Genomic DNA, 26,523 nt, shown 5'->3' with positions numbered 1-26,523 from the left:
GGCCGCCACACACCCGGCGCAGCCCCGCCGAAACTCCTCACTCGCGCCCTGATCAGCGGCGCAGCCATCCGCGCCAGCCCGACCGGGGACGCCTCCGCGGGCACGGCCCGCCGTACGGCCCGACGATGGAGGGACCCCGGAGCACCTAGGAGCCCCCGTGCGTGTCTTCCTCACCGGCGCGACCGGATTCATCGGCAGCGCCCTCGTCCCGCTGTTGCAGGAGGCGGGGCACTCGGTCGTCGGACTGGCCCGCTCGGACCGGTCGGCCAGCACGCTGGCCGGGCTCGGGGCGGAGGCCCACCGCGGTGATCTCGGAGACCTCGACGCGCTGCGGGAGGCCGCCGCGGCGGCGGACGGCGTGATCCACACCGCGTTCATCCATGACTTCTCCGACTACGCGGCGGCCTCGCTCACCGATCTGCGGGCCATCGAGGCGATCGGCGCGGCGCTCGCCGGGTCCGACCGCCCGTTCGTGGTCACCTCGGGCACCGCCGGGCTCACCCCGGGCACCGTCGCCACCGAGGACACCCCGGCCGACCCCGCCGTACCGGGCGCGCTGCGGGCGCCCTCCGAGCAGGCGGCCCTGGCGCTGGCGGAGCGCGGGGTGCGGGCCAGTGTCGTACGGCTGCCGCCGTCGGTGCACGGTCCGGGCGACAAGGGGTTCGTGCCGACGCTGATCCGGATCGCCCGGGAGAAGGGGGCGTCCGCGTACCTCGGTGACGGTGGCAACCGCTGGCCTGCCGTGCACCGGCTGGACGCGGCCCGGCTGTTCCGGCTGGCGCTGGAGGAGGCCCCGGCGGGGGCGCGGCTGCACGGGGTGGCCGACGAGGGCGTCCCGTTCCGGGGCATCGCGGCGGCGATCGGACGGGGGCTGGGCGTGCCCGTGGAGTCCCTCGCCGCCGACCGCGCGCTGGACCACTTCGGCTGGCTCGGTACGTTCGCCCTGTCCGACGTCCCCGCGTCCAGCGCGCTCACCCGCGAACGCCTGGGCTGGCGCCCCCAGGAGCCGGGACTCGAGGACGATCTGGACGAGGGCTTCTACTTCCGGACGTGACGGCCACGGGGCGCCCACGACGGCCACGGGACACCCATGAGGGCACGGGGCGCCCATGACGGCCACAGGGGCACCCGTGGGCGGTCACGGGAGACACCCGTCACCCCGCCCTCGTACGAACTGGTGTGCTGCGTACGGCAGTATGAGCGCGCGCACCCGGTGGCGGCGACGCGGCCGGGCGCGCAGGCACTTCGCACTCCCCGGAACGAACAGGTGACCCCGTGACGACACTCCTCCTCCGCCCGTCGGCGCCCCCGCGCGCCGCCTCGCACCCGACCGGAGGTGGCCGATGGACCGCGCGCTGACGCTGGACGACCTGACCCTGGCCGGGGTCGCCCTGGCCGCGGGGGTGCTGGCGGCGCTGCTGCTGCGGGTGCTGCTGCGCTGGCTGGGCAAGCAGGCCGGGCGGACCCGCTGGAACGGCGACGACGTGCTGGTGGCCGCGTTGCGGATCGTGCTGCCGTGGTCGGCGGTGGTGGGCGGCGCCGCGGCCGGGGCGGCGGTGCTGCCGCTGACCCGGACCGTGCAGCACCACACCACGCAGACGCTGACCGTGCTGCTGATCCTGGTGGTGACGGTCGCGACCGCGCGGCTGATCGCCGGGACGGTGCAGTCGGTGACGCTGTCCCGGTCCGGGGTGGCCGGGTCGGCGACCATCTTCGTCAACATCACCCGCGTCCTGGTGCTGGCCCTCGGGTTCCTGGTGGTGCTCCAGACGCTGGGGGTGTCCATCGCGCCGATGATCACCGCGCTGGGCGTCGGCGGTCTGGCGGTGGCGCTGGCCCTCCAGGACACGCTGGCCAATCTCTTCGCGGGCATCCACATCCTGGCCTCCAACACCGTGCAGCGCGGCGACTACATCCGGCTCAGCAGCGGCGAGGAGGGCTATGTCGAGGACATCAACTGGCGTCAGACGACCGTGCGCAACCTCTCCAACAACCTGGTCGTGATCCCCAACGGCCAGCTCGCCAAGACCAACATGACCAACTTCATGCGCCCGGAGGAGGAACTGACGATCCTGCTCCAGGTCGGGGTGGCGTACGACAGTGATCTGGAGGTGGTCGAGCGGGTGACCAACGAGGTCATCGGGCAGGTGATGCGCGAGGTCGAGGGAGCGCTGCCGGACCACGATCCGATCGTGCGGTTCCACACCTTCGGGGACTCGCGGATCGGGTTCACGGTGATCCTGGGCGTGGGCGAGTTCAGCGACCAGTACCGGATCAAGCACGAGTTCATCAAGCGGCTGCACAAGCGGTACCGCGAGGAGGGCATCCGGATCCCGGCGCCGACCCGGACGGTGGCGCTCCAGCAGGGCGCCGTGGTGATCCCGCAGCAGCGGGGCGCGGAGAACGAGCCGGGCGAAGTGGAGGTCCCCTCCGCCCGGCACGACTGAACGGCGTTACAAGGTGGCGGAGTTGTCGTGGTGGCCGCTCCGCCGCCGCTCGGGCGCGACGGAGGCCGCGGGCGGCGGCGGGGTGACCGTCCAGTCCGGGTGGCCGGGCATCCGCGGGGTCCTGGTGCCGTACAGCCAGTCCCCGAGGAAGCCGGTCAGATCACGGCCGGAGACGTCGGAGGCGACGGCGATGTAGTCGTCGGTTCCGGCGCTGGCGTCGCGGAACCGCTCCAGGTACGCCCGCTCCACGGCGTCGAAGGCGGCCTCCCCGATCTCGTTGCGCAGGGCGTACAGGACGAGGACGCCGCCGAGGTAGCGCTGACCGTCGAAGAGGGTGGCCCGGGTCGGGGTGGCGACCGGGCCCGAGGTGCGGCGCCACTGGTCGCCGAGGGCGTAGGTGTGCTTCATCCGGGCCTCCAGCGACGTCATGCCGAGGGAGTCCGGCCAGCCGCGCTCGTAGCGGTAGAGCAGCCCGTAGAAGTCGGCGTGGCCCTCGTTGATCCACAGGTCCGCCCAGGTGGCCGGGGAGACGCTGTTGCCGAAGTAGGAGTGGACCAGCTCGTGCATCATGTGCGAGCCGATCCGGGGCTCCTCCTGGAGCAGATAGCCCGGCCGGTACACGGTGAGGGTCTGCGTCTCCAGACCGGTGAATCCGCCGGGCAACTGGGCGAGATCGGCGTTGACGGGGAGCAGCCCGTAGGTCTCGAAGGGGTAGGCGCCGAGCCGGTTCTCCAGCCAGCCGACCTGGTGCGGGGTGAGCGCGAGGGCCGGTTCGAGGGCGGCGGCCCGGGAGACCGGCACGACGTCCCGCAGCGCGAGACCGTGCGGCCCCTGCCGCTCCTTGACCACATAGTCGCCGACGGTGATCTGTACGACCTCCGTGGCGATCGGCGAACGGGAGCGGTACGTGTACGCGGTCCGGTCGCCGGGGCGGGACTCGGTGCGTATGAGGTGTCCGCTGGCCACGCCCCTGACCCCGTTCGGGACGGTCAGGCGGAAGGTGAAGTCGGCCTTGTCGGACGGGTGGTCGTTGCAGGGGAAGAGGGTGTGTGCCGACTCGGGCTGCGGACAGACCGCGAAACCGTCCGGGGTGGGCACCCACGCGGTGTGCGGCAGCGCGCGGCGCGGGTCGGCGCCGTAGCCGACACAGACGGTGACGCCGGTCCCGGCGGGGAGGGTACGGGCCGGAGTGATCCGGAGCTTCTCCCCGACCTGCTCGAAGGCGGCGGTCCGCCCGGCGACCCGCACCGTACGGATGTCGAGGCCGAGGGCGTCGAGGGAGAGGCGGGTGAGGGCCTGGGTGGTCCTGATCCGCAGGGTCGCCTCGGCGTCGACGAGCCGGGTGACGGGGTCGTAGGCGAGGTCGAGGTGGTAGGCGGAGACGCGGTATCCGTCATTGCCGAGGGAGGGGTAGACGGGGTCCTGGAGGGTCTCCGGGCCGGGCCCGGCGGTGCGTGGGGCGGCGTACGCCGCAGTTCCCCCGGTGAGCACCGCCGCCGTGCCGAGGAGCGCGGCCGGGGCGGTGACTCTGCTGCGATATCTCATGGTCCGCTTTCGGTCGTGCGGCCGGGTGGTCGGTCCGACCGCCGTCGGATGAGACCCGTCCGAGACTGCGCGCGACGACCCGAGGGTCGAACGAGCGGGTGATCGAACGGGAAGTCGATCGCTGTGCAGGACTGCGGAGGACGGGATTCGGTTGCGGGGGCGGGGGGCGGAATTCGGGCGGGGGCGCGTGGCGGGATTCGGGGGCGGGATTCGGATGGGGGGGGTCGGGAGCGGGACTCGGGTGGGGGGGCGGGGCGGGACTCGGATGGGGGGGCGGGGGCGGGACTCGGGCGGCGGGCTCGGAGGCGGGACTCGGGTCGGGGCGCGGCGGCAGGACTCGGGCGGCGGGCCCGGAGGCGGGACTCCGGGCGGGGGCGCGGCGGCAGGACTCGGCCGGCGGACTCGAAGGCGGGACTCGGGCGGGGGGTCGGGGGCGGGACTCGGGTCGGGGCGCGGCGGCAGGACTCCGGCGCCGGACTCGGAGACGGGACTCGGGTCGGGGCACGGCGGCAGGACTCCGGCGGCGGGCTCGGGAATCGACACCCGAGGTCCGACGCCCGGAACACGGCCAGGAAAGCGCCGCCCCAGGACTCGACGCCCGGAAACGGCCACGAAAGCGCCGCCCCAGGACTCGACGCCCGGAAACGGCCACGAAAGCGCCGCCCCAGGACTCGACGCCCCGAGACGGCCAGGAAAGCGCCGCCCCAGGACTCGGCGCCCGAGACACAGCAGCCGGACCCCGCGCCGGAGGCGCACCACACGACTCGGCGGGACAGCCACGGCGTCAGAAGCCCGACGCCCGGAAACGGTCAGGGGAACGCCGTGCCAGGACTCGGCGCCGGAGGCAGAGCGCGGCCCCCGCCGGAGGCGTACGGCGGGATCTCGTTGCCCCGGCGTTCTCCTCGTCCCACCCCTGTCGAGCCGCCCCCGGGCACGAGATATCTTGATGTCGAGCAATGTTGCAGACGTGGAGCGGAGCACCCGGTGACTGACTCGACCATCATCTATACGCACACTGACGAGGCCCCGGCCCTGGCGACGTATTCCTTCCTGCCGGTGGTCACGACGTACGCCTCGCAGGCCGGTGTCCCCGTGGAGACGCGGGACATCTCGCTGGCCGGACGGATCATCGCCGTGTTCCCGGAGTACCTCACCGAGGACCAGCGCATCCCGGACGCGCTCGCCGAGCTGGGCGAACTGGCCAAGACGCCCGAGGCCAACATCATCAAGCTGCCGAACATCTCGGCGTCGATCCCGCAGCTCAAGGCGGCCGTCGCGGAGCTCCAGGGCCAGGGCTACGCGCTGCCCGAGTACCCGGACGACCCCAAGACCGACGAGGAGCGCGACATCCGCGCCCGCTACGACAAGGTCAAGGGCTCCGCCGTGAACCCGGTGCTGCGCGAGGGCAACTCCGACCGCCGCGCCCCCGCGTCGGTCAAGAACTACGCCAAGACCCACCCGCACCGCATGGGCGCCTGGAGCGGCGACTCCCGGACCGACGTGGCCACCATGGGCGTGGACGACTTCCGCTCCACCGAGAAGTCCGTGGTCATCTCCGAGGCCGGTGCCCTGCGCATCGAGCTGGTCGGCGACGACGGCTCCACGACCGTGCTGCGCGAGTCCGTACCCGTCCTCGCGGGCGAGGTCGTCGACGCCTCCGTGATGCGGGTCGGCGCGCTGCGCGAGTTCCTCACCGCGCAGGTCGCGCGGGCCAAGGCCGAGGGCGTGCTGTTCTCCGTGCACCTCAAGGCGACCATGATGAAGGTCTCCGACCCGATCATCTTCGGCCATGTCGTGCGCGCCTTCTTCCCGGACACGTTCGCCCGCTACGGCGCCCAGCTCACCGCCGCCGGTCTCACCCCGAACGACGGTCTGGGCGGTATCTACAAGGGCCTGGAGGCGCTGCCCGAGGGCGCCGAGATCAAGGCGTCCTTCGACGCCGAGCTGGCCGCGGGCCCGGCGCTGGCGATGGTCGACTCCGACAAGGGCATCACCAACCTGCACGTGCCGTCCGATGTCATCGTGGACGCGTCGATGCCCGCGATGATCCGCACCTCGGGTCACATGTGGGGCCCGGACGGGCAGGAGGCCGACACCCTCGCCGTCCTCCCGGACTCCTCCTACTCCGGCGTCTACCAGGCCGTCATCGACGACTGCCGCGCCCACGGCGCCTACGACCCGGCCACCATGGGCTCGGTCCCGAACGTCGGCCTGATGGCGCAGAAGGCCGAGGAGTACGGCAGCCACGACAAGACGTTCGAGATCCCGGTCACCGGCACGGTCCGGCTGGTCGACGCCGCCGGGAACGCCGTCATCGAGCAGGCCGTCTCCGCCGGGGACATCTTCCGCGCCTGCCAGACCAAGGACGCCCCGATCAAGGACTGGGTGAAGCTGGCCGTCACCCGCGCCCGCGCCACCGGCGACCCGGCCGTCTTCTGGCTGGACGAGACCCGCGCGCACGACGCCAACCTGATCGCCAAGGTGAACAGCTACCTCACGGAGCACGACACCGAGGGCCTGGACATCCGGATTCTCGCGCCGGTCGACGCGACCAAGCTGTCGGTGGAGCGCATCCGCCGCGGCGAGAACACCATCTCCGTCACCGGCAATGTGCTGCGCGACTACCTCACCGACCTGTTCCCGATCCTGGAGCTGGGCACCAGCGCCAAGATGCTGTCGGTGGTCCCGCTGATGGCGGGCGGCGGTCTGTTCGAGACCGGCGCGGGCGGCTCCGCCCCCAAGCACGTCCAGCAGCTGGTCAAGGAGAACTACCTGCGCTGGGACTCCCTCGGCGAGTTCTTCGCCCTGGTCCCGTCCCTGGAGCAGTACGCCAAGACCACCGGCAACACCCGTGCCCAGGTGCTGGCCGACACCCTGGACCGGGCCACGGCGACCTTCCTCAACGAGGACAAGTCCCCGACCCGCCGCGTCGGCGGCATCGACAACCGCGGCAGCCACTTCTATCTGTCCCTGTACTGGGCGCAGGAGCTGGCCCGGCAGACCGACGACGCCGAGCTGGCCAAGGTGTTCGCGCCGCTCGCCGAGTCGCTGGCCGCCGGTGAGCAGACGATCGTGGCGGAGCTGAACGCCGTGCAGGGCTCCCCCGCGGAGATCGGCGGCTACTACCAGCCCGACCCGGCGAAGGCGGCGCGGATCATGCGTCCGTCCGCCACGTGGAACGCGGCGCTGGCCTCGCTGAGCTGACGCCGTACGGCAGTTGATCCGTCCTCCGAGCCCCGGTCGGCCCACCCGACCGGGGCTCAGCCCTGTCCGGACGGCCTACGCGTCCTCCACGCCTGCGCGTGCTCCGCGCCTGCGCGTGCTCCACGTCCCGGCTGCTCGCTATCCGCGTCCGGGGCACCGGCCAGCCGCGCCCCGACCGCCCGCCACCCTCGCCCCGGCCGCTCGTCAGTGGCACGTCTGTCATTGGCCAGCCGCGTCCCCCCTCGCTCGCCGTCCGCCGCCGGACCACACGTCACCCACACCCCGGCCCCACCCCCGCACCCCACACCGCGCCCCCGCGCCCCACACCGCGCCCCACCTTGCGCCCCGTCCCGCCCCCCTCCCTCGCCCCGGCCCGCCCGCGCCACACTGCGGGAACATTGCCCGCACGTGTCATGTGTGACGCCGTGTGACGTACTCGTTGCGCCTCGCGCGCGCCCCTGTGCCGTGCCCGCGCCACCTGCTTACCTCGTCGCAGGCCACCCCTCGCGCCCGCACCGCTCGCGCGAGCCCCCGCTCTCCCCCGCCGCACGAGGAGCACCACCATGACGAGCCAGCCCATCGACTCGGTCACCGCCGGTCACACCCCCGAGGAGACCCCGGCCGGACCCGACACCTCGGCCTGGTCGTTCGAGACCCGGCAGATCCACGCCGGTGCCGCGCCCGACCCGACGACCGGCGCCCGCGCGACCCCGATCTACCAGACCACGTCCTTCGTGTTCCGGGACACCCAGCACGCGGCCGACCTGTTCTCGCTCGCCGAGCCCGGCAACATCTACACCCGTATCCACAACCCCACCCAGGACGTCTTCGAGCAGCGGATCGCCGCGCTGGAGGGCGGTGTCGCGGCGGTCGCGCTGGCCTCGGGCCAGGCGGCGGAGACCCTGGCGATCCTGACCGTGGCGGGCGCGGGCGACCACATCGTCTCCAGCACATCCCTGTACGGCGGTACGTACAACCTGCTGCGGCACACCCTGCCCCGGTTCGGCATCGAGGTGTCCTTCGTGGACGACCCCGACGACAGCGAGGCGTGGCGGGCGGCGATCCGGCCGAACACCAAGGCCCTGTTCGCGGAGACGCTGGGCAATCCGCGCGGCAACGTCCTGGACATCCGGGCGGTCGCCGACGTGGCGCACACGGCCGGGGTCCCGCTGATCGTGGACAACACCGTGCCGACCCCCTATCTGCTGCGGCCGATCGAGCACGGCGCGGACATCGTGGTGCACTCGGCGACCAAGTTCCTCGGCGGACACGGCACCGCCATCGCCGGTGTGGTGGTGGACGGCGGCACCTTCGACTTCGGCGCCCACCCGGACCGCTTCCCCGGCTTCACCGAGCCCGACCCCAGCTACCACGGCCTCCAGTACTGGCCCGCGCTCGGCCCCGGCGCCTTCGCCATCAAGCTGCGGGTGCAGTTGCTGCGCGACCTCGGCCCGGCGCTCGCCCCGCACTCGGCGTTCCTGCTGCTCCAGGGCGTGGAGACACTGAGCCTGCGGCTGGAGCGGCACTCCGCCAACGCGCTGGCGCTCGCCGAGTGGCTGGAGCAGCGCGACGAGGTCGCCGCCGTCCACTACCCGGGACTGCCGTCCAGCCGCTGGTACGAGGCCGGCCGGACGTACCTCCCGCGGGGCGCGGGCGCGATCGTCTCCTTCGAGCTGCGCGACGGTATCGAGGCGGGCAAGCGGTTCGTGGACGCGGTCGAGCTGTTCAGCCATCTCGCCAATATCGGTGACGTCCGCAGCCTGATCATCCACCCGGCGTCCACCACCCACAGCCAGTTGGACGACGCCCAGCTCACGGCGACCGGCACCACGCCCGGTCTGGTGCGGCTGTCGGTCGGCATCGAGAACCTGGCCGACCTCAAGGCGGACCTGGAGGCCGGTTTCCGTGCCGCCAAGGGCGCGTCCTGAACCCGGTGGCCACTGCCGAGTTCCCCCTCCCGCCGGTCTTGGGGGGCTGGCGGGAGGGGGACCCGCCGGGGCGGCGCCGCTGGTGGGCGGCGCCGGGACCGCTACCGCTGGAGGCGGGCGGTGAACTGCCCGGCGTACGCCTGGCGTTCGAGACCTGGGGCACCCTCGCGCCGGACGCCGGGAACGCCGTCCTGGTGCTGCACGCGCTGACCGGGGACAGCCATGTCACCGGGGAGGCCGGGCCCGGTCATCCCACCGCTGGCTGGTGGCGGGGCCTGGTGGGACCGGGCCTGGCCCTGGACACCGACCGCTGGTTCGTGGTCGCGCCGAACGTACTGGGCGGCTGCCAGGGCAGCACGGGCCCGTCGTCGACCCGGCCGGACGGCACGGCGGGCTCAGCGGACTCGAAGGGCCTGGCGGACTCGATGGACTCAGCCGGCTCGACGGCGGAGAGGGCGGGGGCAGCGGGGTCGGGGGCGATCGGCGCCGCCCGGTCCCCAGACGGCCCCGCCACCACCGGAGTCCCCACCACCGCAAGCCCCATCACCGCAAGCCACACCCCCGGAATCCCCACCGCCCCCGCCCTCGTCACCCCCCGCCCCTGGGGCGCGGCCTTCCCCTTCCTCACCCAGCGCGACCAGGTCGCCGCCGAGACCGGTCTCGCGGACGCCCTCGGCATCGACCGGTGGGCGCTGGTGATCGGCGGCTCGATGGGCGGTATGCGGGCCCTGGAGTGGGCGGTGACCCACCCTGCCCGGGTGGACGCGCTGCTGCTGCTCGCCACCACCGCCGCAGCCGGCGCCGAGCAGATCGCCTGGGCCGACGCCCAGCTCTCCGCGATCCGCGCCGACCCCGACTGGTGCGGCGGCGACTACCACGGCACCGGACGCGCCCCGTACACCGGACTCGGCCTCGCCCGCCGCATCGCCCATGTCACCTACCGCAGCGAACCGGAGCTGGCGCTGCGCTTCGGCCGGGTGCCCCAGGGCGCCGAGGACCCCTGGCGGGGCGGTCGCTACCAGGTCGAGTCATATCTCGACCACCACGCCAGAAAGCTGATCCGCCGCTTCGACGCGGGCAGTTACGTCACCCTGACCGAGGCCATGAACGCGCACGACGTGGGCCGCGGCCGGGGCGGGACACGCTCCGCGCTCGGCCGGGTCACCGCGCGTACCCTGGTCGCCGCCGTGGACTCCGACCGGCTCTATCCCCCGGCCCAGCAGTCGGAGCTGGCGACGCTGATCCCGTCCGCCGACCGGCTCCGGGTGATCGAGTCGCCCTACGGCCACGACGGGTTCCTGATCGAGACGGGGCAGGTCGGGGAACTGGTGACGGAGCTACTGGGCTGACGGGGCTGCGGCACTGACAGAGCCTCAGGGCTGAGGGAGCCGCTGGACCGACAGAGCGCCGCCCCGGGACACCTCACCAGTCCCGGGGTCCGACCACCTCCTCCAGATCCGCCCCCTCGAAGCCGTACGTCTGCGCGATGAACCAGAAATCCTTCGCTATCTCGTCCCGCGCCATCGTCTCGATCTCGCTGCCCGCCGCCCAGAACTCCTCCTGGAGCGCGTTGAACTCCTCGGTCGCGGCATGGGTCAGCGTGTAGAAGGCGTCGAGGTCGGCGGGGGGCTCCGTCTCGATCCGCTCGCACAGCCGCACCAGGATGTCCCGACCCTTGTCCACCAGGTTCTGCGGGAAGTAGGTGTCGCCGTACAGCAGCGCCAGGAACTCGCGGGCGCTGGCCTGCTCATGGGCGATCGGCATGGGGGTTCCCCCTCGTTCGGGCACGTTCGGGCCTGTGACACCGTGCGTGTCACCATCACCTCGATCCTGCCGTACGCCACTGACAACGCCCCCGACGCAAGCCCACCGGAGCCACCCGTGTCCCCTCTCTCCGATCCCTCCGATCCCTCCGATCCCTCCGATCCCGCCCCCTTCACCCTGCTCCCCGGCGACCCCGCCTCCCCCGTGCTGCTGCACGTCCCGCACGCCGCCCGGGACATCCCTCCGGAGGTGCGCGCCGGGATCGTGCTGGACGACCGGGCGCTGGAGCGCGAGCTGGACCATCTCACCGACGCCCACACCGACCGGATCGCGGCCGGGGCCGCCGCGCTCGCCGGGGTGACCCCCTGGCGGTTCGTCAACCGGCTGTCCCGGCTGGTCGTGGACCCCGAGCGGTTCCCGGACGAGCGGGAGGAGATGCTCGCCGCGGGCATGGGGGCCGTCTACACCCGGACCACGCACCGCGCGGTGCTGCGTCCGGCGGACACCGACCCCGGTCCGCTGGTCGAGCGGTACTTCCGGCCCTACGCGCGGGCCGTGCGGGAGGCGGTCGCGGACCGGCTGGCGGCCACCGGACGGGCCGTCGTCGTCGATGTGCACTCCTATCCGACCGCCGCGCTCCCCTACGAGCTGCACGGCGACGGGCCGCGCCCGCCGGTCTGCCTGGGCACGGACGCCTTCCACACCCCGCCCGAACTGCTGGCGGCGGCCCAAGAGGCGTTCTCCGGCTTCGGCGGGACGGGGCTGGACACTCCGTTCGCCGGGACCTATGTACCGCTCGCGTACTACGGGCGCGATCCGCGGGTGAGCGCGCTGATGGTGGAGATCCGGCGGGACACGTACATGACCGAGCCGGGCGGGCCCGCGACGGAGGGCCTGGAGCGGCTCGCGCGGGCGCTGGCGGCGCTGGTGGACGCCGTACCTGTGTGACGGGCGCGGGGTGACTCCGGCTGGAGCACTTGAGCGCGACAGGCCGCGTCCGCCGGGTCAGGGTGAGGGCATGACCGAGGACACCAGCACGCTGACCGGACAGGACCTGCCGCCGGTCCGGGACTGGCCCACGCCCGATCTCGACGGCACCGCCTTCGACCCGGTCCTCGCGGACCTGATGCGGGAGGGGCCGCTGCACCGCGTCCGGCTGCCGTTCGGCGAGGGCTGGGCCTGGCTCGCGACCCGCTACGAGGACGTCCGGACGATCACCAACGACCCGCGGTTCGGCCGCGCCGAGGTCACCCGGCGTCAGGTGACCCGGATGGCGCCGCACTTCAAGCCGCGGCCCGGTTCGCTGGCCTTCGCCGACCAGCCGGACCACAACCGGCTGCGCAAGGCGGTGGCGGGGGCGTTCACCGTCGGCGCCACCAAACGGCTGCGCCCCCGCGCGCAGGAGCTGCTGGACAGGCTGGTGGACGGCGTCGTACAGGACGGGCCGCCCGCCGAGCTGATCGGGCGCGTTCTGGAGCCGTTCCCGATCACGCTGGTCAGCGAGGTGATGGGGGTACCGGCCGAGGACCGGGAGCGGGTGCACTCCTGGACCCGGGAGATCATCTCCACCTCGGGCGGCGCGGCGGGCGCCGAGCGGGCCAAGCAGGGGCTGTACGGCTGGATCACCGACACCATCCGGGCCCGCGCCGAGGACGGCGGCGACGATGTGTACGCGCTGCTGGGCGGGGCGGTGGCGCGCGGCGAGGTGGCCGAGGAGGAGGCGATCGGGCTGGCCGGTCCGCTCCAGATCGGCGGCGAGGCGGTCACCCACAACTGCGGTCAGATGCTGTTCCTGCTGCTGACCCGGCCGGAGCTGATGTCCCGGTGGCGGAGCGACGAGCCGGGGCGCGGCCGGCTGATCGAGGAGCTGCTGCGGTTCGTCCCGCACCGCAGTTCGGTGGGGCTGGCCCGGATCGCGCTGGAGGATGTGGAGCTGGGCGGAAGGGTGATCCGCGCGGGTGACCCGGTGTATGTGTCGTATCTCGCGGCGAACCGGGACCCGGACGTGTTTCCCGACCCGGAGCTGATCGACCCGGACCGGTCGGTCAATCCGCATCTGGCGTTCGGCAACGGGTCGCACTTCTGCACCGGTGCGATGCTCGCCAGGCTCCAGACGGAGCTGCTGCTGGAGACGCTGCTGAGGCGGCTGCCGGGGCTGCGGCTCGCGGTGCCCGCCGATCAGGTGGAGTGGCGGAAGAAGACGATGATCCGGGGTCCGAAGACCCTGCCGTGCGCCTGGGGGTAGCCGGACGGAGGCCGGTGGGCGGTCCTGTCATCGACGGACGGGACCGCTCACCGGTCTGTGCCTTTCGCCCTCGGGCCCGGTCAGGCCCGCAGCCACTCCGTCACGACCACGTCCGCGCCGGTCCGCAGCCGTAGCGCGAACGGGCCCATGGGCGGTGCCTCGCTGGTGAAGCGGCCCATGGTGTCGGCGGTCAGTACGTCCGGGGCGGACAGCTGGGGGCCGCCGAGGACCTCGATCCGGGCGGTCTGGGGCGGCAGTACCTGCCCCATCAGTCCGTGCGCGGTCACCTCCACGTCCACGGTCAGCTCCCCGGTGCGGAAGGTGAGCATCCGCGGCGGGTCCGTCACCCCCCGGACGGGGATGGCGTCCACCAGGGAGTCGAAGGTCAGCTCGGCGATCCGGGCGTCCAGGTCGCGCAGGACGAACGCCTCGACCGCGAGCATCCGCAGCTCGGGCGGGACCGGGTCGAGGACGGCCGCGGCCCGCCGCAGTTCCGCCTCCAGCGGGCTGGTGTCGAACTCCTCGAGGTGTGCCTCGGGCCCCTCCGTGCCCTGCCGTCCGTCCCCCGCGGCGGGGCCGCCGCGGTCGTCGTGGACCCCGTCGCCCCCTATGCCTCCGAGGCCGCCGGTGTCTGCGTGGTCGTCGTTGCGGTTCACGATGCTCCCCGTGCGTCGAGTCGGGCCCTCAGGCGGCGCAGACAGCGCTGGCGCAGCGGGCCGATGCTGCCGACGGCGATGCCGAGCGAGGCCGAGACCTCCTGATAGCTGGGCGGCGGCGAGGCCATGAGCACGCGCAGCAGTTGCCGGCAGCGCTCACCGAGTCCCTCGAACTCCTGCCACACCCGGCGGACCCGCTCGCTCTGGGCGGCGGCCTCCTCGGCGTCGAGCAGCGACTCCTCGGGCGTGGGTTCCTCGCTGACCCGGTCCAGCAGGACCGGGTCGTCGGTCGGCATCAGCCGCCGGGTGCTCTTGATGACTTTCAGGCTCTCGTGCCGCGCGGTGCTCGCCAGCCACGATCCGGTCTTCTGCGGTTCACGGATGCGCCCCAGATTCTGGGCGAAGCGGAACCACACCGTCTGGTAGACCTCGTGGGCGTCGGCGTCGGAGAGCCGGTGGGCGCGCACCACCGACCACACGAGCGGGCTGAGCCCCTCCACCAGTGCCTTCCAGGCCGCCGCGTCGCCGTCGACGGCGGATTCTACGAGCGCGCCGACCTCTGCACGATCCACGGACCCACCCCTCGTGTACGGCCTGTCATCGTACGCCGTGGAGGGGTGGGGCCCGGCACTCACCCGGAATCCCGCGTTCAGGGTGATGTTCATGCCGGTGCGGCCGGGTTCGCGACGGGAACCGGCTGCCAGGTGGGCGGCAGCAGGGCGGGCACATGACCGCCGCGCACCTCGGCCAACTCCGTGTTCAGCTCCATGAGGTGACGGGCGGCGGCGCGCGGGTCGCGCTCCCCGGTGGCGGTCATGTGGGCGGCGACGAGCCCGGCGACGACCGGGGTGGCGAAGGAGGTGCCGCTCCACTGGGCGAGCCCTTCGAACATCACCTGGTCCGGCTTGCCGCCGGTGCTCTCGCCGTCCTCGCTGAGCACCCCGGTGTGATGCGGATGGGTGCAGGTGCAGCCATAGCCGAACCCGAACCGGCAGGCTTCGTACGTGGAGTGCTGGTACACGTACGGCACCGGGGAGCCGAAGCCGGTCAGGGGGGCCGTGACGCGCTCGCCGGGGGCGAAGACGGTGACCCAGGGGCCGTGGTTGCTGAAGCAGGCGCCGAACTCGCCGTCGCTGCGCAGCGCGCCCACCGACAGCACCGCCTCCTCGAAGGCGGGGCGGGTGGCGTAGGCGGCGGGCCAGAACGGGGTGGCGCTGCCGTTGTTCCCGGCGGCGGCGACCAGCAGGGTGGGCTGCTCACGCAGTTCCCGCATGAAGCTCTCCAGGCCGAGCAGCCCGTCCAGACGGCCGTTGGTGGTACCCGCGGACAGGCTGAGGATGTCCGGCCAGCCGCCCTCGTCGACCGCCTCGAAGAGCTTGTCGCCGAACTCCGACTCCAGGATGGCGCCGACGTCGGTGAGGGTGTTGCGGACGGTGATCCGGGTGTTGGGCGCGACGGCGGCGACCAGGCCCGCGATGAACGTGCCGTGCCCCACATAGAGCTTCAGCAGGCCCTCGGGGTCGGTCTCCTGGTCGTGCAGATCGCCCTCGGTGCGGGCCAGCGCCGGGTACGACCGGTAGTCGTGGGTGAGCCCGTTGTCGATCACCAGGACACGGACCGCCGTCTCCTCCGCGTACGGGGTCGGTGCGAGGGCCGGGTTGGGCTGCGGGTTGATCTGGGCGGGCAGCGGCTCGTCGCCGGGGCAGCAGTTGACCGGGGAGATGTGCACGACGTGGTTGCGGGAGACGAGGCGGCGCCCGGCGCGGCCCTCGGCGGTCCGCATGGCGCGCAGCGCCCCCGCCACGTTCTGGTCGAGGACCGGCCCGCCGTCGCCGGGGTCGCCGACCCGGATGCGGGTGATGCCGGAGCGGTTGGTCTGCGGGCTCGCCCGGCGGACGTTCTCCGGGAGCAGCCCCTCGGTCGCGGTGAAGTGCGCGCGGACGGCGTCCTCGACGGCGAGGGCCTCCTCGCCGTCACGCGCGATGACGATCCCCTTCTCGTAGATGAACTCGGCGGAGTCGTCCGGGCCCATCGCCAGGGGTACGTCGGGCAGCGCCCGCTGGATCTGTGCGAACTGCTCGCGGAATCGCTGTGGTGCCATGGCGTGTCCTCCCACTGAGGCGGCGTACATGAATCAGAGCCGGGGGGTGGCCGATTGATACAGACACAAAGTGGTGTGACGTGGTTCCGCTCGCACTACCATCCCTGGAGTGACAGCGGGAAGCGACACGGTCCTCGAACTGCTGCCGATGGTGTTCGCCGCGCCGAACGACGCCCTGGCGCGGGCGCGGCGGGTGCTGGACGACCCGGCGCCACCGCTGCACGCCTCCGTGGCCCATCAGGTGATCGGGATCTGGCAGCGGGACTTCGGCGACACCAGGCTGGCCCTGCACCATCTGCGCCGGGCCCGGGACTACGCGGTGCGCGCCGACTCGCCCGAGCGGGAGGCGGACGTGCTGGGCACCCTCGGCGTGGCGCTGATCCACGCGGGGCAGACCCGGCAGGGCCAGGAGGCCCTGGAGCGGGGCGTGGCCCGGGGCAGCGGGCACACCCGCGCGCGGGTGCTGTTCCGGCGGGCGTACGCGGGCTGGGTGCTGGGACATCACCGGGCGGCGCTGGAGGACGTACGGCGGGCCATCCCGGTGCTGCGGCAGGCCGACGACGTGATCTGGACGGCGCGGGCGCTGACCCTGCGCGCGACGGTCCATCTGGCGCTGGGCGCGGTGGACCGCGCGGAGCAGGACTTCACGGCGGCGGAGTCGCTGTGGGAGATCACCGGCCAGGAGCACGACAAGGCGGACGCGGTGGAGAGCCGGGGGCTGGCGGCGTTCCGGTCCGGGGACGTGCCGGTGGCGCTGCGCCTGCTCGCCGAGGCGGAGGAGCGGTACGCGAAGCTGGGCACGCCGATCTTCCAGCTGATCGTGCGCCGCTGCGAGGTACTGATGGCGGCCGGTCTGGCGCCGGAGGCGCTGTCCGAGGCGGACGCGGCCATCGCCCAGCTCGACGGCATCGGCGGCCAGTCCACGCGCAAGGCGGAGCTGCTGCTGACGGCCGCCCGCGCGGCGCGGCTCGCCGGGGACCCGCACACGGCCACCGCGCGGGCGGCGCTCGCGGTACGGCTGTTCGCGGCGCAGCGGCGCTCCTGGTGGGAGACGCACGCGCGGCTGGTGCTGATCGAGTCACGGGTGGCGACCGGGCGGGGTTCGGGCCGGATGGTCGCGGACGCGGCGGCGGTCGCCGACCGGCTGACGTCGTTCGGGGCGCCCGCCGCCCCGGAGGCGTCGCTGCTGGCGGGCCGGATCGCGCTGCGGCTGGGCTGGCGCACGGACGCGGAGCGGCATCTCGCGCTGGCGGCACGCAGCCGGCACAGCGGGCCGCCGCTGGCCCGGCTCACCGGCTGGGTGGCGCAGGCGCTGCGGGCGGAGGCGGCCGGGTTCCGGCGGGGCGTCCTGGAGGCGTGCCGGCGCGGCCTCGACGTGCTGGACGACCACCGGATGACGCTGGGCGCCTCGGAGCTGCGGGCGCGGGCGACCGAGCAGGGCGCGGAGCTGGCGGCGCTGGCGCAGGGCGCGAGCCTGGCGCAGGGCGGGCCGCGGCGGATGCTGGAGTGGAGCGAGCGGTGGCGGGCGACCGCGCTGAGCACCCCGCCGACCCGGCCGCCCGCCGACCCGGAGCTGCTCGGCGACCTCACCGCGTTCCGGGAGATAGCGGCCCGCGCGGAGGACGCCCGCCGCGACGGGCGCCCGGTACCGGCTCTGGAGCGCGAGCAGCGCCGCCTGGAGAAGGCGATCCGCTCACGCACCCTGCATCTGCGCGGCGAGACCCCGGGCGGCGGGCACCGCGTGGACGTGGGCCGCCTCCTGGACCGGCTGGGCACGACCCGGCTGGTGGAGCTGGCGGTGGTGGACGGCCGGGTGCAGGTGCTGCTGTGCGGGGACGGGCGGGTGCGGCGGTTCGCGGCCGGGCTGCTCGCGGAGGCCGAGGCGGAGGCGGAGCACATACAGGCGGGTCTGAGGCGGCTCGCGCATCCCGGCGCGGAGGCCCGGCTGCCGCTGGTGGAGGCCATGGGGCGGCGCCTGGAGGAGATCCTGCTGGGTCCGGCGGCGGACCAGCTGGGCGGCGGACCGGTCGTCGTCGTCCCGCCGGGGCGGCTGCACCGGGTGCCGTGGGCGCTGCTGCCGTCGCTGCGGGAGCGGGTGGTGAACGTGTCGCCGTCGGCGAGCGCCTGGCTGCGGGCGCACGAGACCGCGCCCCCGCCGGGCGGACGGCAGGTCCTGGTGCGCGGCCCGGGTCTGGCCACGGAGGGCGCCGAGGTCCCCGAACTCGCCGCCCGCTACCGGGCTCCCGTGGTCCTGGAGGGCGTCCACGCGCGGGTGCCGCGGGTCCTGGAGGAGCTGAACGGGGCCGCGCTCGCGCATATCGCCGCGCACGGCACGTTCCGCGCGGACAGCCCCCTGTTCTCGTCCCTCGGCATGTCGGACGGCCCGCTGATCGTGCACGACCTCGAACGCCTGGACCGCAGCCCCTACCGGATCATCCTGTCCTGCTGCGACACGGCCCGCTTCGCCTCGGTCGGCGCCGACGAACTCCTCGGCCTGGTCACCGCGCTGCTCCCGCACGGCACCGCCGGAGTGGTGGCGTGCAGCGCGCCCGTCAACGACGCGGCCGTGGTCCCGCTCATGCTGGCCCTGCACAAGGGCATCGACGCGGGCCTCCCCCTCGCGGAGGCCCTCCGCGACGCGAGAGCAGCCCTCCCGGGCGACGCGACCCACCAGGCGACGGGGTGGGCGTTCTCGGCATTCGGCGCGGCGTAGGGCTCCACCGGGGCACAGGGGGCTGGAGGGAACGCCTCCGGGTGAGGCGGGGCGGGCCCGAGGGAACGCCCCCAGCGCGCGGCGGGGCGAGGCCGAGGAAGCGCCCCCAGCGTGCGGCGGGGCGGGCGTAGGACCCGTCCCCGGCAGGGCAGGTCGGACGCGGAGGCCGCACCCGGGCACAGCAGCGCCGACGCGGAAGCCGCCCCCGGGTACGTCGGGCAGGCGGAGAGGACCGCCCCCGGGTACGCCAGCCAAGGCGGAAGCAGCCACCCCGAGAATCGGCGCCCCACCGGTCAACGGCCCCCATAGGGACGCCTCCACGGGGCAGGGACAGAGAGCCGCCCCCGGCACGGCAGGGCGGGCGGAGGCAGCCGCCCCAAGACCCGACACTCGCCGGTCGACAGCCGCCTATAGGGGCCGCTCCGGGGACCGGCCCCCACGCGGGGCAGGCGGAAGGCGACGGGACACGCGCAGACGCCGCCCCGGGCACGGCAGAACAGGCAGAAGGCGCGCACCCCAGGACGCAGCGCCCGCCGGCCAACGGCCCCCATGGGGAACGTTCCAGGGCACCGCACCTGGTCACCCGTCACGCCGACCGCGTACCCGGCAGGTCCGTCAGCCGGGGCAGCGCGCCCCGGTCGCTGGCGCCGAGCCGGGTGTAGGCGCCGTACAGGTGGTTGCCCACCGTGCGGATGGACAGGGTCAGGCGGTCGGCGATCTCCCGGTTGCTCAGGCCCGCCGCCGCGAGGGTGACGATCTGGCGCTGGCGTGCGGTGAGTTCGCCGAGGGCGAGTCCGGCGAGGGCCGGGGTGCGGGCGCCCTGGCAGCGGCGGGCCAGCGTGATGGCCCGGGTGCGGGAGAGCCGGGCGGCGCTCGGGTCGCGGTGCGCGGCGACGGCCTGGGCGTGGGCCTCGGCCGCGAACAGCAGAAAGCCACGCGCCTCCAGCAGCGCCGCCGCCCGGTCCAGCGCGGGCCCGTCCGCGCGGGCCAGCGCCTCCGCGTGCCGCGCGAAGGGGCTGCCGGGCGGCAACGACCCGTCCGCCGGTGGCGCGACCCCTCGGCGTACGGCGTCGTAGGCGGCGGTCCAGTCCTCGTACGGCCCGTCCACCGCGGTCCCGATACGACCGCCGGGCGGCGTCGCCGATGGTCCGGGGCACGGCTCGCCCACGGCGGCCCCCGAACGGTCACCGGACCCCACCACAGGTGACCCGGAGCACGCCACGCCCACCGCCGCCGCCCCCTCACAGTCGCCGGGCCGCATGTGCGGCTCGCCCACCGCGGCCCCCGTACCGTCACCGGACCCCACCACAGGTGACCCAGAGCCCGCCACGCCCGCCACCGCCCCCGTACCGTCACCGGACCCCACCACGAATGACCCCGGATGTGGCTCGCCCAGTTGGGTCGTGGACAAGGACAGTTCTCGGTGGCAGAGGGCGTCGTCCGGGGTCGTGCGCAGGCCCTCGCGGGCCCAGGACGCCGCCTCGCGCAGGGCGCCGCGCAGTCGGTCGTACCGGGCGCGGAGCGCGGCGTAGTCGGCGGGTACGGCGGCGGTCTCGGCGAGCAGCCAGTCGCCCACCGGGAGCGGCACGGGCCGGACGTCGGCGGCCTGGAGGCGGTCCTCCAGGGCGGCGGACTCGGACTTGAGGGCGGCGGTGTACTCGTCGGGGGTGCGGGTGAGGCGGCGGGTGCGCAGGGTGCCGGCGGCGGCGCGGAGCACCGGGCCGTACAGCGGGTGGGCGAGGGTGACCTCGCCCGAGGGGCTGATGGTGACCAGGCCGTCGGCCTCCAGGCGTTCGAGGGACGGCAGGTCGAAGTCGTCGTCCAGGTGGGGGGCGAGGGGGTCGGTGAAGGCGAGGCGGTCGAGGGTCTCGCGGTCGGTGGGGTCGGTACGGCCGAGGACGGCGGCGGCGCGCAGCCGGACCGTCTCGGTGAGCGGGACCGGGCCGCGCCAGGCGGCGGTGGGGGTGCCGGGCACGGGGGTGAGCAGGGCGTGTTCGCCGAGCGCGGCGGACAGGTCGCGCAGCAGCCGCAGATCGCCCGCGGCGAGACGGCGGAGCCGGTTCATGGTGAGGGGTTCGAGCCGTCCGCCGGTGCCCGCGGTGAGCAGGTCGGCGAGGTCGTCGTCGGGGAGCGGCTCCAGGGCGAGGCGGGGCAGCACCTCGCCGGTCCACAGCCGGGAGACGGCTCCGGGCAGCGGTCCGGTGTCCCGGGCGACGACGACCAGCCGGGTCCGGCCGTGCACGGCGAGGTGGTGGACCAGGGCGGCGGAGGAGTCGTCCAGGAGGTGGGCGTCGTCCACCAGCAGCAGGCGTACGCCGGACAGGAGTTGGACCGCGCGGTGCAGGGAGACCGGTTCGGGCAGGAGATGGGCGAAGGCGGCGAACGGGATGCGGTGGGTGCCGGGCGTGCCGGAGACCTTGGCGCAGCCGGTGCCGCGCAGCGCCTCGGTGGCGAGCCGGGTCTTGCCGCAGCCCGCCGGTCCGGTCACCACGATGCCGTGCCGCCCGGCGGCCAGGGAGCGGCGGACCAGCTCCAGTTCACCGGCCCGGCCGGTGAACGGCCAGGGGAGTTCCAGCATGTGCGCGTCCCGTTCGATTTTCATCACGCTGTCATGAGCGCGGTTGCTCAGATCTGATACAGGGCGACTTGAGTAGACCTCGACTCAGGCGGCGCGCCCGCCCGGGACGGCAGGCTGTGCGCATGACCGGTCGCTACTGCTCGCTCGCGCAGCAGCCCGCCCCCGCCTTCGCGCCGGGGCTGGCCGCGGAGCGGCTCGGCGCGCTCGTCGACGGCCGGGCGAAGTGGGTCAACGGCACGGTGCTGCACTACTACTTCTTCGACCGGGACACCGACTCCTCCGTCATCCCGGTGCCGGGCACCGTGGAGACCCGGCGGGTGAGCTGGGTGGGGGCCGAGAAGCAGCGGGCCGTGGTGCGGGAGTGCTTCGCGGAGTGGCAGGGGCTCGGTATCGGGCTGTCGTTCACCGAGGTGGACGACCGTTCGGAGGCCGAGTTGCGGATCGGGTTCCAGCGCGGCGACGGCTCGTGGTCGGCGCTGGGCCGGGACGCGCTGCGGCTCGGGCAGAACGAGCGGACGGCGAACTTCGGCTGGGACCTGACGACGGGCGGCGAGCGGGTGACCGCGCTGCACGAGATCGGGCACGCCCTGGGCATGTTGCATGAACACCAGAGTCCGTGCGCCGGGATCCACTGGGACGACGAGGCGGTCTACGCGGAGTTGGCGGGTCCGCCGAACTTCTGGGACCGGGACACCACGTACCACAACATTCTGCGCAAGCTGGACCGTGACGAGGTCAACGGTTCGGTGTGGGACCCGCAGTCGATCATGGAGTATCCGTTCGCGGCGGGACTGATCCTGGAGCCGGAGCAGTTCCGGGCCGGGGTGCATCCGCCGGGCACCCTGTCGGCGCTGGACAAGGAGTTCGTGCTGCGCTGGTATCCGTCGGTGGGTACGGGGCTGCCCGCCGAGCTGGTGCCGTTCCGCTCGGCGGCGCTGAGCCTCGGGCCGGGCGAGCAGGCGGACTTCCGGATCGAGCCGACGCAGACCCGCGAGTACACGGTGGGGGTGTTCGGCGACGGGGACGCCGTGGCCGTGCTCTTCGAGGAGCGTGAGGGCGTGCCCCGCTTCGTCGCCGGGGACGACGACGGGGGCGCCCCGCACAACGCCGCGGTCCGGGCCCGACTGGTCAAGGGCCGCCGCTACTTCGTCCGCGTGCGCCTTTACTCCGGCTGGGGTTCGGGCGAGACGGCGGTCATGTGCTGGTGAGAGCACATGGCCGCCTCACGCGGACGGCTGGACCACTGTCCGGCGCCGGGGGAAGCGGGCGCGAGTGTCGCCTTCGGGGGAGGGCGGCGCTTCGCGCCCGCGCCGGGTCCGCTGTGCGGGGGTAGCAGCGGACCCGGCAAGGCGCCCCCCGCGCCCCACGGGCGGCCCGCACCCGGTTCCCCGGGCGCGGGCCCACTGGCACGATGGTCACCCGCAGTTCAGGGGGGTCCCATGCCGCTCGACGTCGTCGTGATCGTCGCGCTCTTCACCGGTCTCGGCGTCTGGCGGGCGAGGAGCGACGACACCGGATGCGCGTTCCCGGTCGCGCTGATCCTGCTGACGGGGGCGACCCTCCTGTACGTCGGCCACCAGATGCAGATGCCGTAGCCACGTTCAGGACGCGGCCCGCTCCCCCGGACCCGTCCCGCCGATCTCGTCGGGGTGGTCGAGTCCGAGGTGGTGGCGCAGGGTCGTGCCCTCGTAGTCGGCGCGGAACACGCCCTTCTCCTGGAGCAGCGGCACCACCTGGTCGGCGAAGGCGTCGAGGCCGCCGGGGGTGAGGTGCGGGACCAGGATGAAACCGTCGGAGGCGTCGGCCTGGACGTAGTCGTCGATCGTCCGGGCCACGGTCTGCGGGGAGCCGATGAAGCTCTGCCGGTTGCCGGTCTCGATGACCAGGTCCCGGATCGACCAGTTGTTGGCCTCGGCCAGCTCCCGCCACTCACGGGCGGTGGCCTGCGGGTCGCGGTACATCCGCACCTGGGCGCGGCCCTGGGAGACGGTGTGCTCACCGGGCAGCGGGTCCACCTCGGGCAGCGGGCCCTCGGGGTCGTACGCGGACAGGTCACGGTTCCACACCCACTCCAGGTGCTTGAGCGCGGTGGCGCCGCTGACCTGTTGGCGGCGGACCTCCTTGGCGATCTCCTCGGCCTCGGCGTCGGTGTCGCCGAGCACGAAGCTGGCGGCGGGCAGGATCAGCAGCTGGTCGGCGCGGCGGCCGTACGTGGGCAGGCGGGACTTGACGTCGGCGTAGAAGGCGCGTCCGGCGTCCAGGGTGGCGTGTCTGCTGAAGATCGCGTCGGCGCCCGAGGCGGCGAACTCGCGGCCCTCCTCGGAGTCCCCGGCCTGGAAGATCACCGGGCGGCCCTGCGGGGAGCGCGGCACGTTGAACTGCCCGTGGATGTCGAAGTGCTGCCCCTGGTGGACGAAGGCGCCCGCCTTGGCGTCCCGCAGGAAGGTGCCGGTGTCCTGGTCGGCGAGGATCTCGTCGCCGTGCCAGGAGTCGAAGAGTTCATGGGCGGTGGCGAGGAACTCCTTGGCGCGGGAGTAGCGCTCCTCCTGGGGCAGGAAGCCGCCGCGGCGGAAGTTCTCGCCGGTGAAGGCGTCCCAGGAGGTGACCACGTTCCAGGCGGCGCGGCCCGCGGAGAGATGGTCGAGGCTGGCGAACTGGCGGGCCACCTCATAGGGCTCGTTGAAGGTGGAGTTGATGGTGCCGGTCAGACCGAGGCGGTCGGTGACGGCGGCGAGCGCGGAGAGCACGGTGAAGGTGTCGGGGCGGCCGACGACGTCCAGGTCGTAGATCCGGCCGCCCTGTTCGCGCAGGCGCAGGCCCTCGGCGAGGAACAGGAAGTCGAACTTGGCGCGTTCGGCGGTGCGCGCGAAGTGCGCGAAGGAGCTGAACTCGATATGGCTCCCGGCCCGTGGATCGCTCCACACGGTGGTGTTGTTGACGCCGGGGAAGTGGGCGGCCAGATGGATCTGCTTCTGCGGCTTGCTCATGGCGGGGTCCCTCCGGCTCAGACGGTCGTGGCGGCGTAGCGGTTGGCGGGGCGGGGCAGGCCCAGGAGGCCGCGCAGGGTGTCGGCCTCATAGGCGGTGCGGAAGGCGCCCCGGCGCTGGAGTTCGGGCACCAGGGCGCGGGTGATGGCGGGGAGGTCGTGTCCGGTGACGGCGGGGCGCAGCCGGAAGCCGGTCGCTCCGGCGGACGCGAAGTCCTGGAGCAGATCGGCGAGCTGGGCCGCCGTACCGGCGAAGATCAGGGCGTCGCTGGTGTACTCCTCGCCCGCGAGGGTGTCGAGGCGGTCGCGCCGGGCGCGGGCGCCGGCCTCGTCGTCGTCCAGGAGGACCACCAGGTCGGCGAAGACGTGCAGGGTCTCCTCAGCGCGTCCGGCGGCGGTCTGCTCCGCCCGGACGCGGGCGACGGTGGCGCGGGCCTCACCGGTGTCGTGCGGGGTGATGTAGCCGACGTCGGCGGCCCGGCCGACCAGGCGGTAGGGGACGGTGTCGTGGGCGAGGGCGGTGACGAGCGGCTGGCCCTGGGGCGGCCGGGGGGTGATGGAGGGGCCCTTGACGCTGAAGTGACGGCCCTCGAAGTCGATGTAGTGGAGCCGGTCGCGGTCGATGAAGCGGCCGGTGGCGGCGGACCGGATCTCGGCGTCGTCCTCCCAGCTGTCCCAGAGCCGCCGGACCACCTCCACGTAGTCCGCGGCCTCCTCGAAGAGTTCGGTCACGATCTCCTGCGCGGCGGGGCTCGGGTAGTCGTCGATCCGGCGGACGGTACGGCGGCCGAAGTGGGCGGCCTCGTTCGGGCGGGCGGTGACCTGGACGCGCAGTCCGGCGCGGCCGGTGCTGACGTAGTCGAGGGTGGCGATGGCCTTGGAGAGGTGGAAGGGCTCGGTGTGGGTGGTGACGACGGTCGGCACCAGCCCTATGTGACGGGTGAGCGGGGCGACCCGGGAGGCGATCAGGACGGCGTCGAGGCGTCCGCGGACCTGGTCGGTGCGCTCGTCGGGGTCGAGGAAGCGGGACGACTGGGGGCCGAGGCCGTCCTCGATGGTGACGAAGTCGAGCAGTCCGCGCTCGGCCTCGGTCACCTGGTCCAGCCAGTAGGGGGCGGTGAAAAGGTCCCGGGGGCGGGACACCGGCTCGCGCCAGGACGCGGGGTGCCAGCCGGTGCCGTCCAGGGCGACGGCCAGTCGCGGGAAGGAGAAGGGGTCTTCGGGGGTGGGGTGGGGTGCTGAGGACACGGGCGGTGCCTTCCTGGAGGTCGACGGGGGCGGCGGCGAGGAGGGGCCGGGCGGTGGTCAGGAGTTGGTCAGGGGCAGGCCGGGCGGGTCGATCTCCGATGTCTCGACGGCTTCGGAGGACAGGTTCCACGCCGTCAGCCACTGGGCGTACTGACCGTTCTCGATCAGATGGTCGATCGCGGCGGCGAGCGGTTCGGCGAGTCCGCTGTCCTTCTTGGCGGTCGCGGCGATCAGGCCCTGGAGGGACGTTCCGGCGCCGGAGAAGGTGCCCGCGATCCGGGTCGCCTGGGGTGTTCCGGCGGTCTGGGTGGTGTGGTAGGCGAGGTTGGGGCTGGGGCCGAAGTAGGCGTCTATCTTGCCGCTGGCCAGGGCCAGATAGAGGCTGTTGGTCTCCTGGTAGTACTTGACCGTCAGCGGGTCCGCGCCCTCCTCGGCCAGCTTGTCCTTCCACTCCAGCAGGATCTTCTCCTGGTTGGTGCCGCTGCCGACGCTGACCGTCTTCCCGGCGAGCGCCCGGTGGTCGCCGGTGAAGGACCAGTCGCTGTCCTCGGTGGTCTCGAAGGCGAGGTCGTCCTTGCGGTAGCTGGCGAACTCGTACTTCTGCTTGCGCTCCTCGGTGACGGTGACGTTCGAGATCGCCACGTCGACCTTGCCGCCGTCCAGGCCGATGAACATGTTCTCCCAGGTGGACGGGGAGATCTCGGGCTCAAGGCCGAGGACGGCGGCGATCAGCCGGGCAAGGTCGGGCTCGGAGCCGGTGAGGGTCTTCTGGTCGTCGCCGATGTAGCCGAGCGGCGGGGAGCCGGAGGGCAGGGTGCCGGAGCCGACGACCAGGGTGCCCTTCTTCCGTACGGCGTCCGGCAGCAGGGCGCTGATCGACGCCACCTCCGTGACCTCGACGGTGGTCTCCTTGGCGGCTCCGTTGGACAGCGCGCCCACCGTGACGGTCCCGGCGGCGGCCGAGGTGGTGGCGGCGTCGCTCTCCCCGCCGCAGGCGGCGAGGGTGGTGCCGAGCGCGGCGAGGACGGTCGCGGCGGTGATGCCGCGCAGGAGGCGGCGGCGGGGGAAGGTGGTGGACATGGCTGTTCCTTGTCTGTGCTTCGAGGGG

General features: G+C 73.6%; 19 protein-coding genes. 10 read left to right on the top strand and 9 right to left on the bottom strand.

Annotation, left to right across the window (positions count from 1 at the left end):
- The first annotated feature begins 157 nt into the window (after positions 1-157).
- Both AB0D49_RS06370 and AB0D49_RS06365 read left to right on the top strand, forming a co-directional pair.
- The gene (locus AB0D49_RS06370) at positions 158-1,054 is read left to right on the top strand and encodes an SDR family oxidoreductase (protein WP_362751595.1); all 897 of its coding nucleotides are present in this window, start codon (positions 158-160) and stop codon (positions 1,052-1,054) included.
- A 289-nt stretch (positions 1,055-1,343) separates the two neighbouring features.
- Positions 1,344-2,447, top strand: a complete 1,104-nt coding sequence (locus AB0D49_RS06365) for a mechanosensitive ion channel family protein (RefSeq protein ID WP_362751592.1) — start codon at positions 1,344-1,346, stop codon at positions 2,445-2,447.
- 6 nt (positions 2,448-2,453) lie between these two features.
- Here the strand turns inward: AB0D49_RS06365 and AB0D49_RS06360 are convergent, their stop codons facing one another.
- A complete protein-coding gene (locus AB0D49_RS06360) occupies positions 2,454-3,992 on the bottom strand; it encodes a M1 family metallopeptidase (protein ID WP_362751589.1) in 1,539 nt (512 codons plus the stop codon).
- A gap of 984 nt (positions 3,993-4,976) precedes the next feature.
- On the opposite strand from AB0D49_RS06360, the gene AB0D49_RS06355 reads away from it, so the two are divergent.
- The 3 genes from AB0D49_RS06355 to metX all read left to right on the top strand — a co-directional run bounded on the left by AB0D49_RS06355 (position 4,977) and on the right by metX (position 10,473).
- Positions 4,977-7,196 carry an NADP-dependent isocitrate dehydrogenase gene (locus tag AB0D49_RS06355; RefSeq protein WP_362751586.1) on the top strand — a complete coding sequence of 740 codons (2,220 nt, stop codon included), beginning with the start codon at positions 4,977-4,979 and terminating at the stop codon, positions 7,194-7,196.
- A 563-nt stretch (positions 7,197-7,759) separates the two neighbouring features.
- The gene (locus AB0D49_RS06350) at positions 7,760-9,124 is read left to right on the top strand and encodes a bifunctional o-acetylhomoserine/o-acetylserine sulfhydrylase (RefSeq protein WP_362751584.1); all 1,365 of its coding nucleotides are present in this window, start codon (positions 7,760-7,762) and stop codon (positions 9,122-9,124) included.
- The gene (metX, locus tag AB0D49_RS06345) at positions 9,121-10,473 is read left to right on the top strand and encodes a homoserine O-acetyltransferase (RefSeq protein ID WP_362752113.1); all 1,353 of its coding nucleotides are present in this window, start codon (positions 9,121-9,123) and stop codon (positions 10,471-10,473) included. The genes AB0D49_RS06350 and metX overlap by 4 nt, the downstream gene beginning before the upstream one ends.
- Positions 10,474-10,546: 73 nt before the next feature.
- Here metX and AB0D49_RS06340 read toward each other — a convergent pair whose 3' ends face one another.
- Positions 10,547-10,888, bottom strand: coding sequence for a DUF5713 family protein (locus AB0D49_RS06340; RefSeq protein WP_362751581.1), 342 nt, complete (start codon positions 10,886-10,888; stop codon positions 10,547-10,549).
- Between the two features lie 117 nt (positions 10,889-11,005).
- Between AB0D49_RS06340 and AB0D49_RS06335 the strand changes: the two genes are divergently transcribed.
- Together AB0D49_RS06335 and AB0D49_RS06330 are read left to right on the top strand one after the other, a co-directional pair.
- Positions 11,006-11,836 (top strand): N-formylglutamate amidohydrolase, encoded by an 831-nt coding sequence (locus AB0D49_RS06335; protein WP_362751578.1) that lies wholly within the window; start codon positions 11,006-11,008, stop codon positions 11,834-11,836.
- Positions 11,837-11,906: 70 nt separating this feature from the next.
- The gene (locus tag AB0D49_RS06330) at positions 11,907-13,133 is read left to right on the top strand and encodes a cytochrome P450 (RefSeq protein WP_362751575.1); all 1,227 of its coding nucleotides are present in this window, start codon (positions 11,907-11,909) and stop codon (positions 13,131-13,133) included.
- Positions 13,134-13,213: 80 nt separating this feature from the next.
- Here AB0D49_RS06330 and AB0D49_RS06325 read toward each other — a convergent pair whose 3' ends face one another.
- The 3 genes from AB0D49_RS06325 to AB0D49_RS06315 all read right to left on the bottom strand — a co-directional run bounded on the left by AB0D49_RS06325 (position 13,214) and on the right by AB0D49_RS06315 (position 15,890).
- Positions 13,214-13,636 (bottom strand): hypothetical protein, encoded by a 423-nt coding sequence (locus tag AB0D49_RS06325; RefSeq protein ID WP_362752111.1) that lies wholly within the window; start codon positions 13,634-13,636, stop codon positions 13,214-13,216.
- Positions 13,637-13,785: 149 nt separating this feature from the next.
- Entirely contained in the window at positions 13,786-14,454 is a 669-nt protein-coding gene (locus AB0D49_RS06320; RefSeq protein ID WP_362751572.1) for a sigma-70 family RNA polymerase sigma factor, read from the bottom strand.
- Complete coding sequence (locus AB0D49_RS06315; protein WP_362751570.1) at positions 14,451-15,890, bottom strand: S8/S53 family peptidase; 1,440 nt, start codon at positions 15,888-15,890, stop codon at positions 14,451-14,453. The genes AB0D49_RS06320 and AB0D49_RS06315 overlap by 4 nt, the downstream gene beginning before the upstream one ends.
- Before the next feature lie 148 nt (positions 15,891-16,038).
- Between AB0D49_RS06315 and AB0D49_RS06310 the strand changes: the two genes are divergently transcribed.
- The gene (locus AB0D49_RS06310; RefSeq protein WP_362752108.1) at positions 16,039-18,603 is read left to right on the top strand and encodes a CHAT domain-containing protein; all 2,565 of its coding nucleotides are present in this window, start codon (positions 16,039-16,041) and stop codon (positions 18,601-18,603) included.
- A gap of 586 nt (positions 18,604-19,189) precedes the next feature.
- Here AB0D49_RS06310 and AB0D49_RS06305 read toward each other — a convergent pair.
- Positions 19,190-21,205 carry a LuxR C-terminal-related transcriptional regulator gene (locus AB0D49_RS06305; protein ID WP_362751567.1) on the bottom strand — a complete coding sequence of 672 codons (2,016 nt, stop codon included), beginning with the start codon at positions 21,203-21,205 and terminating at the stop codon, positions 19,190-19,192.
- Between the two features lie 98 nt (positions 21,206-21,303).
- On the opposite strand from AB0D49_RS06305, the gene AB0D49_RS06300 reads away from it, so the two are divergent.
- Entirely contained in the window at positions 21,304-22,389 is a 1,086-nt protein-coding gene (locus AB0D49_RS06300) for a M12 family metallopeptidase (protein ID WP_362751564.1), read from the top strand.
- A 231-nt stretch (positions 22,390-22,620) separates the two neighbouring features.
- Positions 22,621-22,776, top strand: coding sequence for a hypothetical protein (locus tag AB0D49_RS06295; RefSeq protein WP_362751562.1), 156 nt, complete (start codon positions 22,621-22,623; stop codon positions 22,774-22,776).
- 6 nt (positions 22,777-22,782) lie between these two features.
- Here AB0D49_RS06295 and AB0D49_RS06290 read toward each other — a convergent pair whose 3' ends face one another.
- From AB0D49_RS06290 to AB0D49_RS06280, 3 genes are read right to left on the bottom strand one after another with little or no spacing between them, the layout of a single operon-like run.
- Positions 22,783-24,168, bottom strand: coding sequence for an NtaA/DmoA family FMN-dependent monooxygenase (locus tag AB0D49_RS06290; RefSeq protein ID WP_362751559.1), 1,386 nt, complete (start codon positions 24,166-24,168; stop codon positions 22,783-22,785).
- A 17-nt stretch (positions 24,169-24,185) separates the two neighbouring features.
- Positions 24,186-25,415, bottom strand: a complete 1,230-nt coding sequence (locus AB0D49_RS06285) for an LLM class flavin-dependent oxidoreductase (RefSeq protein WP_362751557.1) — start codon at positions 25,413-25,415, stop codon at positions 24,186-24,188.
- Between the two features lie 57 nt (positions 25,416-25,472).
- Complete coding sequence (locus AB0D49_RS06280) at positions 25,473-26,495, bottom strand: ABC transporter substrate-binding protein (RefSeq protein ID WP_362751554.1); 1,023 nt, start codon at positions 26,493-26,495, stop codon at positions 25,473-25,475.
- Between the last annotated feature and the right edge of the window lie 28 nt (positions 26,496-26,523).

The organism is Streptomyces sp. NPDC048290 (assembly GCF_040652095.1).
GTDB lineage: Bacteria > Actinomycetota > Actinomycetes > Streptomycetales > Streptomycetaceae > Streptomyces.
The sequence above is the reverse complement of the archived record's forward strand: the minus strand, read 5'-3'. Positions and strand labels throughout refer to the sequence as shown.

Bases quoted from the DNA above. Each gene is read 5' to 3' on its own strand.
- AB0D49_RS06365 (WP_362751592.1), top strand. From the start codon at position 1,344: ATGGACCGCGCGCTGACGCTGGACGACCTGACCCTGGCCGGGGTCGCC.
- AB0D49_RS06360 (WP_362751589.1), bottom strand. From the start codon at position 3,992: ATGAGATATCGCAGCAGAGTCACCGCCCCGGCCGCGCTCCTCGGCACG.
- AB0D49_RS06350 (WP_362751584.1), top strand. From the start codon at position 7,760: ATGACGAGCCAGCCCATCGACTCGGTCACCGCCGGTCACACCCCCGAG.
- AB0D49_RS06340 (WP_362751581.1), bottom strand. From the start codon at position 10,888: ATGCCGATCGCCCATGAGCAGGCCAGCGCCCGCGAGTTCCTGGCGCTG.
- AB0D49_RS06330 (WP_362751575.1), top strand. From the start codon at position 11,907: ATGACCGAGGACACCAGCACGCTGACCGGACAGGACCTGCCGCCGGTC.
- AB0D49_RS06320 (WP_362751572.1), bottom strand. From the start codon at position 14,454: ATGAACATCACCCTGAACGCGGGATTCCGGGTGAGTGCCGGGCCCCAC.
- AB0D49_RS06315 (WP_362751570.1), bottom strand. From the start codon at position 15,890: ATGGCACCACAGCGATTCCGCGAGCAGTTCGCACAGATCCAGCGGGCG.
- AB0D49_RS06310 (WP_362752108.1), top strand. From the start codon at position 16,039: ATGGTGTTCGCCGCGCCGAACGACGCCCTGGCGCGGGCGCGGCGGGTG.
- AB0D49_RS06305 (WP_362751567.1), bottom strand. From the start codon at position 21,205: ATGAAAATCGAACGGGACGCGCACATGCTGGAACTCCCCTGGCCGTTC.
- AB0D49_RS06300 (WP_362751564.1), top strand. From the start codon at position 21,304: ATGACCGGTCGCTACTGCTCGCTCGCGCAGCAGCCCGCCCCCGCCTTC.
- AB0D49_RS06295 (WP_362751562.1), top strand. From the start codon at position 22,621: ATGCCGCTCGACGTCGTCGTGATCGTCGCGCTCTTCACCGGTCTCGGC.
- AB0D49_RS06290 (WP_362751559.1), bottom strand. From the start codon at position 24,168: ATGAGCAAGCCGCAGAAGCAGATCCATCTGGCCGCCCACTTCCCCGGC.
- AB0D49_RS06280 (WP_362751554.1), bottom strand. From the start codon at position 26,495: ATGTCCACCACCTTCCCCCGCCGCCGCCTCCTGCGCGGCATCACCGCC.